Here is a 16,616-nt window from a genome sequence, read left to right on the forward strand (position 1 = left end):
CAACTATTCAGTAATTCAAAAAAAGTAAATTATTCTTTCCCAGCCACCTTCGAACCCAAAGACTCTGTGATCCAGATAGCAGCAATTCCTAAAATAATAAAAATAAAAGCAACAAAAAACTCGGTGTTCATAGATGGTAAATACCAATCGTAACCAATCGTTTTCTCTTTTTCGCCGAATATTTTTGTAATCGTCTCTTTCCAAGGCCATAATATTCCCAGCGAACCCATAATAAAGCCGGTTAGCATGGCAATAGTCTGGTTGTGATATTTTTTCAACAGCCACGAAAGGAAATGAGAAAATCCAACCAAACCAATTCCTGCGCCGGCAGCTACAGGCAGCAGCACCTTTAGGTTTAGTTCACTAACCGCATTAATCATCACCAGTTGGTAATTGCCCATTAATATTAAAACAAAGGAACCCGATAGCCCTGGGATGATCATGCTGCAAATGGCCACAATCCCACAAATAAACAGGTATAGTAACGAGCCGTTTTCCGAAGCGGGGGTGAGTACGCTCAGTGCCACTGCAATGCCGGTACCAAATATAAAGGTAGCGATACTGGCAAGATTCCATCGGGTAACGGTTTTGCCAACAAAATAAATGCTGGCCAATACCAGTCCAAAAAAGAAAGCCCAAATGTAAACCGGATATTCAACAAAAAGGTATTTAAACAGTTGGGCCAGGCTAACAATGGCAATGCCGATTCCAACAAATAACGAAACCAGGAACCATAAGTCGATGTGATCGAACAATTCTTTAAACTTTCCCTTAATCAGTAGGTTGAGTGCTGTAAGGTCGAAGGATTTGATGGCATCGATTAATCGTTCAAATACGCCTGTTATCAGTGCGATGGTTCCACCGGATACGCCCGGCACTACATTAGCGGCACCCATGGCCATCCCTTTAAGTACATGCTGAAAAAAGGACTTAGAATTCATTGCTCCTATTATTATGTGTAAAGAATATATATTTCTGTGCGAATTATTTTTTAGGTAGGAAGCTGAGTAAAGTATCCCCCCTTAAACCAAGTCGAAGCGTTTCCAATGGAACAACTTCGTTGGGATCGATGTTGCCAAGGTTTACGTTGGGACCGAAATGGTCTATGAACCACACTTGTTGCGATTTTTGCGGTGCTTCCCACAATACGTTCTTGGTATCCACTTTAGATTTTATTTGCTCAATCAATTCAGTGTTGGCCGATCCATCGATATTATAGATGCCAATATTGCCACTTTCGCGTGCTTCGGCTATTACTTTCCACGACCCTGCTTGTAATTCGGTTTCCATCATGTAAACCCACTCCTTGTTGGTAATTACCTTGTCGCCCATTTTCGAGCCAACTTCGGAAAGTACGGTGACTTGTTCCGACAGCTTTCTGATGTACTCCAACTTCTCGTCGTGGGGGATTGGTAATGTTCCGTCAGATACCTCGGCATATTCCATTTTAAACTTATCCAGATATCTACAGTATTCATCGAACATGCCCCGCGCAATAAAGGCTTCAAACAATGTTCCTCCAAAGTAGGTTTTGCAATTGCCGTCGCGATATACGGCCAGTTTTTCTTCCAAATTGTTGGTGATAACCGAGGTGCCAAAACCGAACTTAACCATGTCGGTATACCTGGCCGATGAGGAAACGAAGTTTTCGCTTTCTTTTAAGCTTAATCCCTTGTCCATCATCATGGTTAACCCATATTCTCTGTTTTTTTCCGGACGTTCGGGTATATGTGGAAGTATTACGTTCATTTTAATGTATTGATTACATGACACCTAATTTCAATGGAAGCCAAATCTATGACAAATGCTTGTGCTAAAGCAGATTTAGATTGCATAAAGGCATTTATTGCTTACGTTATTTACCGGAGCGGAAGGTTCTGTATTAGTGTTGCGCATTAATGTATTCCGCTATTTCGGGCATGGATACCAATGCGGGATACTCGTTTAATACAATTTCCAGGTCGTCAGGCAATAACTGACGGGCAATTACCAGATGTCTCAACGCATCCTTCTGATTATTGCATTTGTTGTAAACGATGGCTGCCAGGTAGTGCAATGCTCCATTGGTTTGATCTTTGTTCAATAAGCGCTTCAAAAATGGTATTGGGTCAAAATCCTTTTCGCTTTCTTCGAGGAACTGATACATTTCAATCCAACTGATGGTATCTTCGTGCTGATTGATCAGTGCCCGTTTCAAACATCTTTTGGCCTCGGCTGTCTTTTTCATCTTTTTGTAGCTTTTTCCAAGAGAAAGCCAAAGGTCAGATGAATCGGGGTTCATCACCAAAGCTTTGTCGAAAGCGAAAACACTGGTTTCGTAATCCTGCACCCGGTACGACGTTCTTCCTAAGGATTGCAGGGCTTCGGCATGTTCCGGGTCGATATCCACCGCCATTTTGTAAAACCGTGACGCTAAATCATAGTTAGCCAGGTTTTCCCAGCAATCGCCCACGTAGAAATATGTGAGTGCCATCGGAAAACTAAACGACATATATTCAGTGTAACAGTTGATGGCTTCTCTGTATTCTCCAATCTGTGCCAGACTATTGGCCTTATTGTAATAGGCTTCGGATAAATTAGGTGCTATGGCAATGGTAATGTCGTATGCGTCAATGGCTTCGGAATAGTTTTCTTGTTTATTGAAAAGTATCCCTAGGTTATACCAGGCATTTTCCAGATAAGGGTTAATGTCCAGTAACTTGTTGTAAACCGTAATGCCTTCTTCCACTTCGTTCAGTTTGTCGTGGGCGTAGGCCATTTCAAAAAGAATGTTTTCGTTGTTGGGAAATTGTGGATGGAAGTTTTTCAAAAGGTTACGGGAATCCGCATAAAACCCCTCTTGATTTAGATTGAAACCAATTTCAAAAACAAATTCTTCCAATTCTTCCGTACCAACTAATTTCAGGGCTTTTGTATAATTTGCAATGGCCTTCTTTTTATCTCCCAACCTGGTGTGGATAATACCCAAGTTCAGGAATATTTCCGAATTACTGCTTTCCACCTCTTTAATATATTCCAATATATCCAGGGCGACCTCGTTTTCACTCCGTTCAATCAACAAGGTAGTATGTTTTAGTAAAAGCGATGTGGAACCGGGGTGTTGGCGCAAACCCATTTTAATGGCGGACTCTGCTTTGTCCATCATATTTTTTTCATTGTAATAATCGAAAATGGATTCAATTTGAAACACGTCAAAATAGGACTCCTTGTTGTGGTGAACTAACTTCTCAAACCTTTCAACCGCCTCTCTTGTCCCATCTTGATTTGCGTGAGAGTATTCTTGCATATAATACCTTTTAATCTATATAGTGCTGAATGTATTATGCCGATGGACTTCTAAAGTTGCTGAACGAGAGCAACGAAGATGTGTCAAATTTTAGATGCCATCGATATATAACACAGTTTTTTACACCCCTCAAAAATACCATATTTTTAGCTAATTGCAATAAGCTGAGACATTAAAAAGGGCATTGTTGATAACTTATTAACAATGCCCCCGGGTATTTATCATATTTTAACAAAAAGCCTTTAGTGGCTTTCGGCAGTTTCGGGTTGGTGTTGAACCCTTAACAGGTCGTTAACCGTTTTAACCGGGTTAAAGGTGCTAATGGGAACTTCAACAAACAAGGTGGTCCAATCGGACATGGCGCCATTCCATAGCCCGGGTAATTCCAGGGCTTTTAGATCTTTACCATTTAAAGATTTGTTAGATATGAATCCGGTTTTAGGATCAACATATTCCAGCAAGTTGAATTTCTCGCCTTTGTAGTTTTTGGTTCCGCAGATCAAATCTACCGGATTAAAGTGGGTGCTCTGCTGTACTAATTTTTTCTTCTCAGGATTGTTCATATCTATTTGCGAGCCTTCCACAATTTGGAGAGAGGTTTCGCCATTTGTGCCAACACCCCAAAACGGGCCGCCACCGGGCTCACCTTCGTTTTTCACCATACCGCAAACCCTGATAGGGCGGTTCAGTTTCGATTGAATATACAGGCGTTTTTCCGCATCGGAATAATCGCCAATCATTTTGGGTAATGAGATGAAAAGTTCAACTTGCATAAAATCAAGTATCTCATCCAGGAGATCCAGGTCTTCTTTGTTGTTATCGAGTTCTTCGAGATATTCAAAAATTTTTTGTTGATAGAAATACAATACCCCGGCTAGTGCTTCTTTGTATTGAATGGTATCTCTTAATCGATATTCAGGAATTACATTGTCAATGTTTTTAATAAAGATGATGTCGGCATCCAAATCGTTCAGGTTTTCGATGAGTGCACCGTGTCCTCCCGGACGGAATAAAAGTTCATCATTATCCGTGCGGAAAGGCGTATTGTCCGGATTTACGGCTATGGTATCGGTGTGTGCTTTTTGGGTTGAGTAACTTATGTTAAAACTAGCGTTGTATTTGGCTTCGTAAAGTGGCAGGTTTTTATTTACGATATTTTCAAAAAGCGATTGGTGATCGCCGGAAACAGTAAAGTGAATATTTACATTTCCATCGGCATCCTGTCCGTAGGTTGCACCTTCACTTAAGTGTTCTTCTATCGGGGTAGTTGCTTTTTTGCCGTCGAGGTGGAATTTTAATACACCTTTAGGAAACTTTCCGTAGTTAAGGCCATCCGGCAACAGTAATTTCTCAACAATCAAAGCTCCATTCTCAAATACCGCTTGTTCGTTGCTGAAATCTACACCGCTGGCCTTGGCAAGTTCTTCGGAAAAAGCAAAGTGTTGAATATGTATCAGGAAGTCTTTGATAGGTCCTTCTTTTTTTAGTTGTTCCTGCTTGTCTTTGTCGGCATTAATAAAGGCAAACATGTCTTTAAACATCCTGGTTGCGGCCCCGGAGGCGGGAACAAATTTAATGATGGAACAACCATTGTCAACTCCGGTTCTGAATTGATCGGTGAACATCAGTTTTTGTTCTTCGTCAAGTGAAATAATGCCGTCGCTGACAGAGGCTGGTTTCTTAATGTCCATAAACGGGAAACCAATTTTAAATTGCGAAAGCTGTTCTTCCACTTTCTCTTTAGAGATTCCTTTGCTTTGCAGAAGCGTTTGGTCGTTTTGTTTTATCATCGTCTTTTTGTTTTAGATGTTTAAATATAAGAAACTATTCCTCTATTTAATAGGTAAAAAACAAATTTTTATGTTGTTTTTTGTTGATGAAACGTTTCGTCATTTTTTATACATTTGCGTCTTGTTTTTTTTAAGGGTTTAAAAAATAGACAGATGCAGATGGAATATTTGTGGGGACATGCAAGAAGGTTTAACGATTACAGCTCGTATATAAAAAGGACTTTTAACGAAAGGGTTCAAAAGGTTTCGGTTGATGCCGGGTTTTCATGCCCTAACCGAGATGGGTCAAAGGGTACCGGAGGATGCACTTTTTGTAATAATTCAACTTTCAACCCGTCGTATTGTGGCGAAGGGAACAGTATTACGCAGCAAATTGACACAGGAATCAATTTCTTCTCCCCCAAATATAAATCACAACATTATCTGGCCTATTTTCAAGCTTACAGCAACACTTATGCCGATATGGCTGTATTAAAAAAACGTTATCAGGAAGCCCTGAATCACCCTAAGATAATTGGAATTGTTTTGGGAACGCGACCGGATTGCATAGGGGATGGGCTTTTGGAATATTTGTCCGAACTAAATAAAAACCATCATGTTACGGTTGAATATGGAATTGAGTCAACATTGAATACGACGCTGGAGAAAATAAACCGGGGCCATACTTTTGAGTCTGGAAAGGAAGCCATTGAAAAAACGGCAGCAGTAGGATTAAAAGTTGGAGCGCACTTAATTTTAGGGCTACCCGGAGAATCAAGGGAGGATATTTTGGGGCATGCGGATGCGATGTCAGCTTTACCACTGGATTATTTAAAACTTCACCAATTGCAATTGGTGCGGGGATCAGCCATGGGTGAGGCGTACTTGAAAAATCGGGGCAACATAAAACTTTATGATGCGGACGAATATATTGACCTGGTGGTGGATTTTCTTGAAAAATTAAACCCCGACATTGTCATGGAGCGTTTTATCAGCCAATCACCCAAAGAATTGTTGATAGCTCCCAAATGGGGACTGAAGAACTTCGAGTTTGTAGCGAAGGTTGAAAAACGATTGAAGGAACGAGATACCTGGCAAGGAAGGTTGTATGCACCATATTTAAGGAGTGAATGATACCGCTGTCAGGGTTCTGGTTTTGTCGGGCGTGGACAAAATATGTTCTGGGGCAAATCTAATGGGTATGGCCATTAATTGTTCGGATAGATGTCTTCATATTCAAATTCCTATTAGTCAATCATATTAGCTCTTCTCTTTTTGAAGGAGGGGTACGATTCCCGTCTTGTAAAAACATCGTCGTCGCTACATTAACAGGGGAGGTAATTCGTTAACTTCAACAAAAAATCTGATAAAAAAAGAGGGCTTTACTTGTTGTAAAACCCTCATATCATCTACTGTTTCAAATAGGGTCTATTTAGCTGCATTAATCACAAACGAATATTGATATTTGCCGGCAGGAACCTGATATTTGATAATTGGTTTAGCTTTATCACTCCAGGTATTACAGCCGCCAACGCCGGTTTGAATCAAATCAATATTTACGGTGTTGTAATCCTCTTTTTGCAGTTCGTTGGTATGTCGCGCTGTTTCAAGAGATTGGGCTGTCCATGGCCAAACAGAAATACTTAATGGTTGCGTTCCTTTAATCATAACCCCTTTTCGCCTGGCATCTCTTAATTTTAACCAACGGACATCTGTGCGGTTACTGCATTCTTGCGGCTGGGCATATTCAAACACAAAATCACGCACTGTTCCCTGGTAAATATCTACTTCTGCCGATTCGGCACGGTCCGTGTAATTTTCCCATGGTCCTTTTCCATAATAATCCATATTATTCAGGTTTTTCGGAATTCCTGTTTGCATACCTACCCTAATCAAATCAGGAAGGTTTTTATTGGCATCTAAAGTATAGCTTACTTTAACAGTGCCGTCGGCATGTATCAGGTAGTCTAATGTCAGAGTAACTTTATCCTCAATGTGGTAGCTCGATTGTAACGTAACAGATTCGTCTGATTTATTAACCACCTCAAATTGATCCAGCTTTAATCTGGAACCCGCATCCATCCAGAATTTGTTGTTTACTTGAGGTTTCCAGCCACGTTCGTCGTTGTCCGTTGAAGGACGCCAGAAATAAGGTTTTAATGGCTCAGATAATACTTCTATTCCTGCTAACGTTAACGATTCGATAAAACCGGATTTCTGAGATACCAACAATGAGAATGCCTGGTTGTAAAACTTGATCATATCACCATTTTGTTCCTTTTGGATGGGCGATCCTGTGATGGATTTTTCTTCAGGTTCAACGTAAAATGGAAGCTTAAACTGTTGCTTGGCAATTTCAAAACCCTTGGGAGCCCAGTACTGTTCTTGGGTTGAATGTGCACTTATTCTCAACCAATATTCGGCTCCAGCAACTAGTCTTGGTTTTTTGAATGGAATAGTGGCTTCCATAAAATCCTCAGGGCTGATAATCACATTGCTTAATGTGCCATATTCAATCACTTTGCTATCCTGACTTAATTCCCATTTAAACTTCATGTTATTGGTACTGCTGAACCATTGGCGGTTTTTAATTCGGATTTTTCCTTTAGCAATATCAATGTTTTCAAAAGTGATGGGTTGATATACGTACTTGCATTCCTCTATCTGAGGTTTAGGTGTTCTGTCAGAGGCTATGATGCCATTTAAACAAAAATTGCCTGCATTCACTTTGTCGCCATAATCACCGCCAACGGCATAATAAGGTTTACCGTTTTCGTCGTGTTCCAGGATTCCCTGATCAATCCAATCCCAAATAAAACCACCAAGTATGTTGTCGTGTTGATGAATAATATCCCAATACTCCATCATGTTACCCAAAGAGTTACCCATGGCGTGTGCATATTCGCACATCATAACAGGTCGTTGAATATAGGGGTCGTTAGCCATGCTGGTAAGCACTTCAAGTGTTGGATACATACGGCTTAATACATCCACATAGGGCATGTCGGTTGGGTTGGCACCATGCACGCTTTCGTATTCTTTATATTCTTTAGAACCATACTTTTTATAGTATTTGTGGTATTTGTTTCCCTGTGCACCTTCGTAATGCAAGAATCGGGTATCATCATAATCTTTAATCCAGGCGGCCATGGCAGCGTGGTTGGGGCCACTACCTGATTCATTGCCTAAACTCCACGAAATAATGGAAGCATGGTTTTTATCTCTTTCCACCATTCGGATGGCCCTATCCACATAGGCGGCTGCCCATGTTGGTTGGTTGCTCAATAATCCTCGAACGGCATGGGTTTCTAAATTGGCTTCGTCCATCACGTAAATTCCGTACTTGTCGCATAAATCGTACACGTAAGGATCGTTGGGGTAGTGAGAGGTTCTGATGGCGTTTAGATTATATCGCTTTAATAGTTTAATGTCCTCTTCCATATCTTCCCGGGTAAGCGCTTTCCCGTGGATGTGGTCGTGATCGTGACGATTGACCCCATATAGTTTTACTTTTTTTCCATTAATCAACATCACACTGCCATCGATGGTCACATCCCTGAATCCAACTTTTTGAGAACGGATATCGATAGCTTGCCCTGATTTATCCTTTAAAGTTAGAACCAAAGTATATAAATAAGGTTTCTCTGCGGACCATTTGAATGGGGACGTAACCTCTTGCTCCAGCAGGCCGAAATAAACGTTGTCGCGCTGTGGATACCACTCGTTAAATATTTTGTTGGCATCAATGTGCATGGGTTTGATGATTTCTTTGCCGTTGGTATCAAACAATTTAGCTTCCACCATCATTCCCTTAATATCCGCTTTGTTGGTTACGGTTAATCGAGGGCGTATTTGAAGTTTGGCATTGTTGAATTGCTCGTCAAATTTGGTACGTACAAAAAAGTCGTTGATGGATACTTTCGGCTGGCTCAGTATCATCACTTCACGATGAATTCCGCTCAATCGCCAATGATCCTGGTCTTCAAGGAAACTAGCGGACGTCCACCGGTAAACTTCAACCGAAACCGTGTTTTCACCATCCTTCAGATAGTCGGTAATGTCAAATTCTGCCGGAAGGCAACTGTCTTCGCTGTACCCCACTTTTTTACCGTTAACCCAGCAGGTAAAGGCCGAAGTAACACCGCCAAAATGCAAAATCACCTGGCGATCCTTCCAATTCTCGTTGTAGTCGAAAGTTCTTTTGTATTGTCCAACCTCCGTTTCCCAAGGGTAATGCGGCGGTTTTAAGTCCACCTTAAAGTTGGAGTTTACATAAACGTGTTGTCCGTATCCTTTCAGTTCCCAGTTCGAAGGAACCTCTAGGTTGTCCCACTGCTGCGCATCAAAACTGTTCTTGAAAAAATCTTGTGAACGTTCTCCTACTTTCTTGGTGTATCTAAATTTCCAATTCCCGTTTAAGAAGGTTATATCCGTTTTGTTTCTGTCTCCGGATAACGCATCTTCTAAACTTGCGAAAGAATAAGAGGTTGCACGTCCTTGCATTTTATTGACCGCAAAAACAGTCTCGTTGTCCCAGTTTGGCTTATCTACCTGCGCCGATAGATGTAAAAAAAAACTACTCAGTATTCCTAAAATACAGAGTTTGGTTATCGATTGCTTAAATACTAGCATAGATTATCATTCTTAGTGTTACAAATTATAGCGAAGATACATTTCTTGGAGAGTTGTCGCAAGGAGAAAATCTTAACTATTGGAGGGGTTAAATCAAAATTTAACCGTTATTAAAGGTGTTAATTTACAATAATTAAAACAAAGCGTAGGTAATTTTTCAAAACCCCCCTTTTATCGTTTGGATTATTTGTCTTTTGCTACAGATGCAAATAGTAATTTTGATTTTATCGGATAAAATAAAATGTATCTAAAGTTTAAGCCATGAAAAAGTCCATTATTGTAGGAGCGCTACTCTTATTTTTTACAGCATTAACATTTGCGAAACCTCCTAAACCACCCAAAGGATACCGTTGGGTGATAAACGCTCAGTTTTCTGATGAATTCAACGGGGACCAGTTAGATAAAAGCAAATGGATGAATCGGTTTAACGGAGGATGGAAAGGACGTGCTCCGGCCTGGTTTAATCCGGAAGCGGTATCTGTTGCAGATGGCAATCTTAAAATTAAAAGTGGTGTATTGAAAGAACCCAAAGGCAATTATACCATGTACGGGGGGGCCGTATCTTCAAAAACAAAAGAAGCTCATTTTGGATATTATGAGTGCAAAGCCAAAGCATCAAAAATAGCCATGTCAACCACATTTTGGATGTCGAATGATAAGGTTCCTTTTACAGAAAACGACGATTGTGACAACGACAGTTACAGCCAGGAACTGGATATTCAGGAAGCAGTGGGCGGCAGTACCCGGTTTGAGAAATTTAAGAACGGGATGAACTGCAATACGCATTATCGTTATGTGAAATGTGGTGAGCATAAGGAAACTTTTATATCCAGAGGGACGGGACACATACTGGATAGCCCGGTTTATGAGGATTACCATATTTATGGTGCCTGGTGGAAGGACGCAGAGGAAGTGATGTTTTATGCCGATGACGAGTTGTTTGATACGGTTCAGATTAGAAAAGATATCTCAAAAAAACCGTTTGACAGGCCCATGCAAATTAATATGGTTACCGAAACATACGACTGGCAACCTGCACCTTCGGCGGAAGAGTTGGAAAACCCGGAAATAAATACGGCATATTACGATTGGGTCCGCAGTTATAAACTGGTACCAATCAATAAAAAAGTAAAGGATAGATACGAAGGGGAGGTATTTAAGAATTCTTTAGAGGTTGCTACTAAAATTAAAGAAAACCAATTGCTTATAGATTACGTGTATGCATCCAACGAAAATTGTACGCTTGTGTTTTCTGTTTCGGATAAAAACGGAAAAGAAATCAAAAAGTCGACAGTGCCTGCTTTGAAAGGATATGGGAATAACTCACATCTAATAAAAATAAAAGCAGCTGATAACCTTATAATAAAAGCGCACCTTATATCAGCAGAAAAAGGAAGGATTGACTTAAGTTTAGAAAAGGAAATATAATGGCAAAAAACATATTCCTACTATTGCTTGTATTGCTTTTGACCAATATTTGTATAAGTGCTCAATCATCTGCCCCAAAAGCTAAACCCAATGTGGTTCTTATCCTGATAGATGATTTGAGCCACTACGGTGTAACTGCATATGGTGCGAACCGGGTAAGTTCATTACGTGGCGATTTTGAAAATGAAACCATTGCAACACCCAACATCGACAAATTGGCCGAAACCGGTTTGATGTGTACCCATGCATTTGCCTATCCCTTATGTGAGCCCACACGAATTGCCTTGATGAGCGGAAAATATAACCAACGCAATTTTTTAAGGTGTAAGGCTCAACATAGTTCGGATATTACTTTTGGCGATGTTTTCAAGCAACAAGGGTATGCCACAGGGTTATTCGGGAAGTGGAAGCAGAGCAGGGGAACGAAGGAAATACCCGGGAAGGATTATGTCTTTGAATTTGGTTGGGACGAGTTTTGTGCTTTTGATATTGTTACCGAAGGAAAGCGGTTTATTAATCCAAACCTGATTGTCAATGGAGAGATTCGTGACTACCAGTTACGGACCGATCTGGACCCGGAAACTGGCAGGCGATGGTATGGTCCCGATATTTGCAACCGCTATGCTTTAAATTTTATTGAAAAGAACAAGGATAAACCTTTTTTTTTGTACTACCCCATGTTGCTGGTGCACGACGAACATCAGCCTACACCAGATACACGTCCTAAAAAACTCTTTGATGAGTTTGACGAAGGTCGAAATGCCCAGAACAAAAAGAAAGGGGATGATAGAAGGTACTTTCCGGATATGATTTCGTACATGGATAAATTGATAGGCAGGGTTGTAGGTAAACTGGATGAGTTAAACTTAAGGGAAAATACCCTGATTGTAGTCATGGGCGATAATGGTACCAAAGAATGTTTTGCCCATGTTTTTCCCGATGGCAAGGTGTACCCCGGTCGGAAAGGTGGGAATACGGATAATGGGCTCCATGTGCCGATGGTACTAAACCAGCCGGGGATAATAAAGGCAGGAAATATGGGAATCAGGAAATATGATGGGCTGGTCGATGTAACGGATGTTTTTCCAACCATTGCCGAGGCTTCAGGTATTGAAATTCCAGGAAAGAATGAACTCGACGGTATCAGTTTTTGGCCTCAGGTCATGGGTAACAAGGAAGAGGCACGTGATGTGATTTATACCTGGTACAACAATAACCAACCCTATACCAGCGATGAGGAGTTGTTGGTATATGCTTTTAACAAGGACTTTAAGCGTTATGCTCCGTGTACCGAATACCCTAATGGAAGGTTCTTTGATTTACGAACGGATTCTCTTGAAAAAGCAGGTGATACGGTTGTGGAAAGAAGATTTAAGGTGATGCTGCACAGTGGGTTGGATGTGAGTGTGCTGAGCATGGAACAACGAAAAGCATACGATAAACTGGGAAAAGTGATCGATTCGTACCAACAAAAGGATGTGAAAGGATTGATGATTCATGCCCCAAAATCAGCAATGAAGCCTGGAGAGGAACTTAATTTAAATTGTATGGTATATCCGCAAGATGCAACCCGTAAGAATATTATTTGGGAATCGAGCAATAGTAGTGTGATTGATATCAACAAGTTTGGAAAAGTAAAAGCTTTAAGTAAGGGAAAAGCTACAATTTCTGTATATTCCTGGGATGATGCCTTCCCTGTGTCGGCCAATGCAAAACCTACATTTTCAAAATCAGGTATCAGCCATTCCATTGAAATAACGGTAGATGAATAACTGAACCATTTATTGAATAAGCCAAACCGTAAGAAACCTATAGATATACCATATACAAAATACAATGAAAAAATCATTTTTATTACTTGGCGTACTGGCCACTCTGTTTTTTGCATGTCAGCAACCAAAACAAGAGACCAAAAAAATACCTGAAAAACCCAACATAGTCTTTCTTTTTGCCGATGACCAATGTCACGCTACTATTCATGCACTAGGTAATAACGAGGTAATTACCCCTAATTTGGATAAACTGGTGAACGGAGGAGTTACCTTTACAAACACCTTTAATATGGGTTCGTGGAGCGGTGCTGTTTGCGTGGCCTCCAGGGCCATGTTAAATACGGGTAAGCCGGTTTGGGTTGCTAATGAAGGGGTTAAGTTAGTGGATAAGGGCAAAGCAAAGTCGTGGGGGCAAATGATGCAGGATCAGGGGTATGAAACCTACATGACGGGTAAATGGCATGTTCATTTACCTGCCGAGAAACATTTTAACCATACGACCCATGTTAGGGGAGGAATGCCAAAAGATAATTGGGATCACGCTGCCATGGTGAAGAAGTTTAAAAACTTGAAGGAAGGAGAAGACTATCGCGATTTTATGCCGGTAGGATATAACCGGCCTTTGAGCAAGGAAGACGATTCCTGGTTGCCTACAGATCCTAAACATGGTGGATTCTGGGAAGGAGGCCAGCACTGGTCCGAGGCATTGCGTGATGATGCCATAAGCTTTATTAACCAGGCTAAAACAAGCGACAAGCCATTTTTTATGTATTTGGCGTTCAATGCCCCTCACGATCCCCGTCAGGCCCCACAAGAGTTTCAGGACTTGTATGATGCAGAGTCGTTAACCGTTCCGGAAAGCTTCCGGGAACTTTATCCCGAGGCTGATTTTATTGGTAACGGACCTTCGTTAAGGGATGCTGCTTTGGCTCCTTTCCCGCGTACTAAATATGCTACGCAAGTTCATAAGAAAGAATATTATGCCAGTATTTCGCATCTGGATGCTCAGGTCGGTAAAATATTACAAGCCTTGGAAGAAAGCGGCAAGGCCGACAATACTTACATTATATATAGTGCCGATCATGGATTGGCGGTAGGTGATCATGGTTTGTTCGGAAAACAAAATATGTACGACCACAGTGTTCGCCCTCCGTTTATGATAATTGGCCCCGGACTGGAAAAAGGTAAAAAAGTAGATGCCGAAATCTATCTTCAAGATGCCATGGCAACGGCCCTTGATTTGGCAGGAAGTACTCAAACCGATTCGGTATTTTTCAATAGCGTAATGCCATTGGCTATGGGAGAACAAACCCACAGTAATTACAACGGAATATATGGAGGATATTTAAGTCTGCAGCGAATGATTCGTAAAGATGGTTATAAGCTGATTCTGTACCCGGAGGTGAAGAAGGTAAAGTTGTTCGATTTAAAATCGGATCCCCTGGAAATGAATAATATTGCGGATAACCCCGAGCATAAACAGCGGATCAAGCAAATGTTCGCAGACTTTAAGACATTGCAAAAAGAGGTTGGAGACGAATTAAACATAGACGAATATTATCAATTGTAAATTTAGCTTGTGGCTCGTAGCTATTAGCCTATAACATTGAGATATAAAACAACCATCCGGTAAATCAGATTTTTTCCCTTGGGCTTAACACCGGGGAAGTAACGGATCTAAGATTTGGGGATGGGAGTGCTAAAATTATAATATTAAAGTATAATGAAACTAAAAACAACATTCGTTGTGCTTGCATTACTATTATTTTTAGTCAGCTGCACGCAAAATAAAACATCGGAATCAAAAAATGAAACCAAACCTAATGTGATCCTTGTTATCACCGATGATCAAGGGTATGGCGATCTGGCCTGTCATGGAAATACCGTTATCCAAACACCGAATTTGGATAAGTTCCATTCGCAGAGTGTACGTTTAACCAATTTTCATGTAGGTACTACCTGCGCGCCTACCCGAGGGGGGCTGATGAGCGGACGTAACTGCAACCGTAATGGGGTATGGCATACCATTGGGGGTTGCTCTTCGTTACATGAGCGGGAAACCACTTTGGCCGATGTGTTTGCTGCCAACGGATATGCTACCGGTATGTTTGGTAAATGGCATTTGGGCGATAACTATCCCTTTCGTCCGCACGACAGGGGTTTTCAGGAGACTTTCCACCATAATGGAGGAGGAGTAGGACAAACACCGGATTACTGGAACAACGATTATTTTGACGACACTTATTTTAGAAATGGTGTTCCCGAAAAAAACACAGGGTATTGTACTGATGTGTTTTTCGACGAGGCAACCAGGTTCATCGATAAACATCGGGACAAACCTTTTTTTGCATACTTATCGTTAAATGCGCCTCATGGGCCATATAATGTGGAGGAAAAGTATGTTTCTATGTACGATGATGCTCCCTTACAAGGAGTGCAGAAGAACTTTTATGGTATGATTACCCAGCTGGACGAACGTTTTGGACAGCTGGCACAGCATTTGGAAGCCCAAGGGATGGTAGATAATACCATCCTGATTTTTATGACGGATAACGGTACCGCTGCCGGATTTCGCTATAACAAAAAGACTGAATCTTATACAGGTTATAATGCCGGAATGCGCGGGCAGAAAGGAAGTCATTACGACGGAGGGCACCGTGTTCCGTTTTTTATCAGATGGCCCAACGGCGAACTTGTCGGAGGAAAAGATGTAAACAGCCTTGCCGCCCATGTGGATGTACTTCCGACGTTGGTTGATTTATGCGGATTAAGCGCAACCTACAAGTACGAAATGGATGGAACTTCGATAACCAGCTTGTTGTACGGTAAAACTTCCGATATTGATTTCGACAAACGTATGCTGGTAACCGATACGCAGCGTATCCAATGGCCTGTAAAAGGACGAAACAGCTGTGTGATGACTACCAAATGGCGTTTAAATAATGGCAAGGAATTGTACGATATCACTGCTGATCCCGGTCAAAAGAACAATATTGCCGACCAACATCCGGAGCAAGTTAAACTGATGCAGGATTTCTATAATGATTGGTGGAGTAGGGCAGAAAAGGATTTTGAATATCCTGTAATTAAACTAGGTACGGAACATGAAAATCCGTCTTTTCTTACTTGTCACGATATGCACAATGAGCAACCTATTCCTTGGAACCAGAATATGATTCGTGCAGGTAAGGCTTTTGATGCTGGATATTTGCTTACAGAAGTTATGCAAGCAGGCAAATACAAAATCTCAATTTCCCGTTATCCTAAGGAAAGCGGATTGAAAATGGATGCAACAGTGCCAGGAGTCAAGGCTACTAAAGGTACTGAAGCTATTCCTGATGGTGTTTCGCTAAAACTGAATAAGCCTTTTGTTATGTTGGGCGATAAAGTGGTAGCGTGTAAGTTTAACGAGGCCTATACGGCTGCTGAAGTATCAGTGGACCTTGAAGCAGGAGAATTAAAGCTGGGAGGCGGTTTTTATGATGAAAAAGGTAACAAAGCAATTGCTTACTATTATGAAGTAGAAAGATTGTAATACGGATATATAATCAAAGTGGCTTTAGATGTGAAGCGAACAAAAGACGCAGTTTGATTAATAAACGGTATAATACGAATAGCAAAACATTTAACAACCCCTAGGCAATGGACTTTGGGGTTTGTTGTAATTATTATGATTAACTATGCTGCAAGTTATATCCTATAACTCCGCCTTTTAAGGTGGAGCTATAT

Annotated in this window: 10 protein-coding genes; 5 read left to right on the forward strand and 5 right to left on the reverse strand. The window is 41.1% G+C overall.

All coding sequences use genetic code 11. The annotated features are described in order from the left end of the window. Positions 1 to 29 precede the first annotated feature (29 nt). The 4 genes from ACT29I_RS01550 to ACT29I_RS01565 all read right to left on the reverse strand — a co-directional run bounded on the left by ACT29I_RS01550 (position 30) and on the right by ACT29I_RS01565 (position 5,076). Entirely contained in the window at positions 30 to 941 is a 912-nt protein-coding gene (locus tag ACT29I_RS01550) for a DUF368 domain-containing protein (protein ID WP_430933167.1), read from the reverse strand. Positions 942 to 984: 43 nt separating this feature from the next. After that, positions 985 to 1,749, reverse strand: a complete 765-nt coding sequence (locus ACT29I_RS01555; protein WP_430933168.1) for a phosphosulfolactate synthase — start codon at positions 1,747 to 1,749, stop codon at positions 985 to 987. Positions 1,750 to 1,882: 133 nt separating this feature from the next. Next, complete coding sequence (locus tag ACT29I_RS01560; RefSeq protein ID WP_430933169.1) at positions 1,883 to 3,286, reverse strand: tetratricopeptide repeat protein; 1,404 nt, start codon at positions 3,284 to 3,286, stop codon at positions 1,883 to 1,885. A gap of 242 nt (positions 3,287 to 3,528) precedes the next feature. Then, on the reverse strand, positions 3,529 to 5,076 hold the full coding sequence (locus ACT29I_RS01565) for a DUF4301 family protein (protein WP_430933170.1): 1,548 nt from the start codon (positions 5,074 to 5,076) through the stop codon (positions 3,529 to 3,531). Between the two features lie 153 nt (positions 5,077 to 5,229). Between ACT29I_RS01565 and ACT29I_RS01570 the strand changes: the two genes are divergently transcribed. Further along, a complete protein-coding gene (locus ACT29I_RS01570) occupies positions 5,230 to 6,189 on the forward strand; it encodes a TIGR01212 family radical SAM protein (RefSeq protein ID WP_430933171.1) in 960 nt (319 codons plus the stop codon). Positions 6,190 to 6,483: 294 nt separating this feature from the next. Here ACT29I_RS01570 and ACT29I_RS01575 read toward each other — a convergent pair whose 3' ends face one another. Next, positions 6,484 to 9,687 (reverse strand): glycoside hydrolase family 2 TIM barrel-domain containing protein, encoded by a 3,204-nt coding sequence (locus ACT29I_RS01575; RefSeq protein ID WP_444792540.1) that lies wholly within the window; start codon positions 9,685 to 9,687, stop codon positions 6,484 to 6,486. 261 nt (positions 9,688 to 9,948) lie between these two features. On the opposite strand from ACT29I_RS01575, the gene ACT29I_RS01580 reads away from it, so the two are divergent. The 4 genes from ACT29I_RS01580 to ACT29I_RS01595 all read left to right on the forward strand — a co-directional run bounded on the left by ACT29I_RS01580 (position 9,949) and on the right by ACT29I_RS01595 (position 16,422). Beyond that, positions 9,949 to 11,115: a hypothetical protein gene (locus ACT29I_RS01580; RefSeq protein ID WP_430933174.1), complete on the forward strand. Its 1,167-nt coding sequence runs from the start codon at positions 9,949 to 9,951 to the stop codon at positions 11,113 to 11,115. Further along, positions 11,115 to 12,887 carry a sulfatase-like hydrolase/transferase gene (locus ACT29I_RS01585; RefSeq protein WP_444792541.1) on the forward strand — a complete coding sequence of 591 codons (1,773 nt, stop codon included), beginning with the start codon at positions 11,115 to 11,117 and terminating at the stop codon, positions 12,885 to 12,887. The genes ACT29I_RS01580 and ACT29I_RS01585 overlap by 1 nt, the downstream gene beginning before the upstream one ends. 64 nt (positions 12,888 to 12,951) lie before the next feature. Beyond that, positions 12,952 to 14,457: a sulfatase-like hydrolase/transferase gene (locus ACT29I_RS01590; RefSeq protein ID WP_430933176.1), complete on the forward strand. Its 1,506-nt coding sequence runs from the start codon at positions 12,952 to 12,954 to the stop codon at positions 14,455 to 14,457. Positions 14,458 to 14,610: 153 nt separating this feature from the next. Next, positions 14,611 to 16,422 (forward strand): arylsulfatase, encoded by a 1,812-nt coding sequence (locus ACT29I_RS01595; RefSeq protein WP_430933177.1) that lies wholly within the window; start codon positions 14,611 to 14,613, stop codon positions 16,420 to 16,422. Positions 16,423 to 16,616: the final 194 nt, after the last annotated feature.

This window comes from Saccharicrinis sp. GN24d3 (assembly GCF_052400645.1).
GTDB lineage: Bacteria > Bacteroidota > Bacteroidia > Bacteroidales > Marinilabiliaceae > Saccharicrinis.

Coding starts and splice junctions, on each gene's coding strand:
- ACT29I_RS01590 (WP_430933176.1), top strand. CDS start 12,952: ATGAAAAAATCATTTTTATTACTTGGCGTACTGGCCACTCTGTTTTTT.
- ACT29I_RS01555 (WP_430933168.1), bottom strand. CDS start 1,749: ATGAACGTAATACTTCCACATATACCCGAACGTCCGGAAAAAAACAGA.
- ACT29I_RS01550 (WP_430933167.1), bottom strand. CDS start 941: ATGAATTCTAAGTCCTTTTTTCAGCATGTACTTAAAGGGATGGCCATG.
- ACT29I_RS01575 (WP_444792540.1), bottom strand. CDS start 9,687: ATGCTAGTATTTAAGCAATCGATAACCAAACTCTGTATTTTAGGAATA.
- ACT29I_RS01565 (WP_430933170.1), bottom strand. CDS start 5,076: ATGATAAAACAAAACGACCAAACGCTTCTGCAAAGCAAAGGAATCTCT.
- ACT29I_RS01595 (WP_430933177.1), top strand. CDS start 14,611: ATGAAACTAAAAACAACATTCGTTGTGCTTGCATTACTATTATTTTTA.
- ACT29I_RS01580 (WP_430933174.1), top strand. CDS start 9,949: ATGAAAAAGTCCATTATTGTAGGAGCGCTACTCTTATTTTTTACAGCA.
- ACT29I_RS01560 (WP_430933169.1), bottom strand. CDS start 3,286: ATGCAAGAATACTCTCACGCAAATCAAGATGGGACAAGAGAGGCGGTT.
- ACT29I_RS01585 (WP_444792541.1), top strand. CDS start 11,115: ATGGCAAAAAACATATTCCTACTATTGCTTGTATTGCTTTTGACCAAT.
- ACT29I_RS01570 (WP_430933171.1), top strand. CDS start 5,230: ATGCAGATGGAATATTTGTGGGGACATGCAAGAAGGTTTAACGATTAC.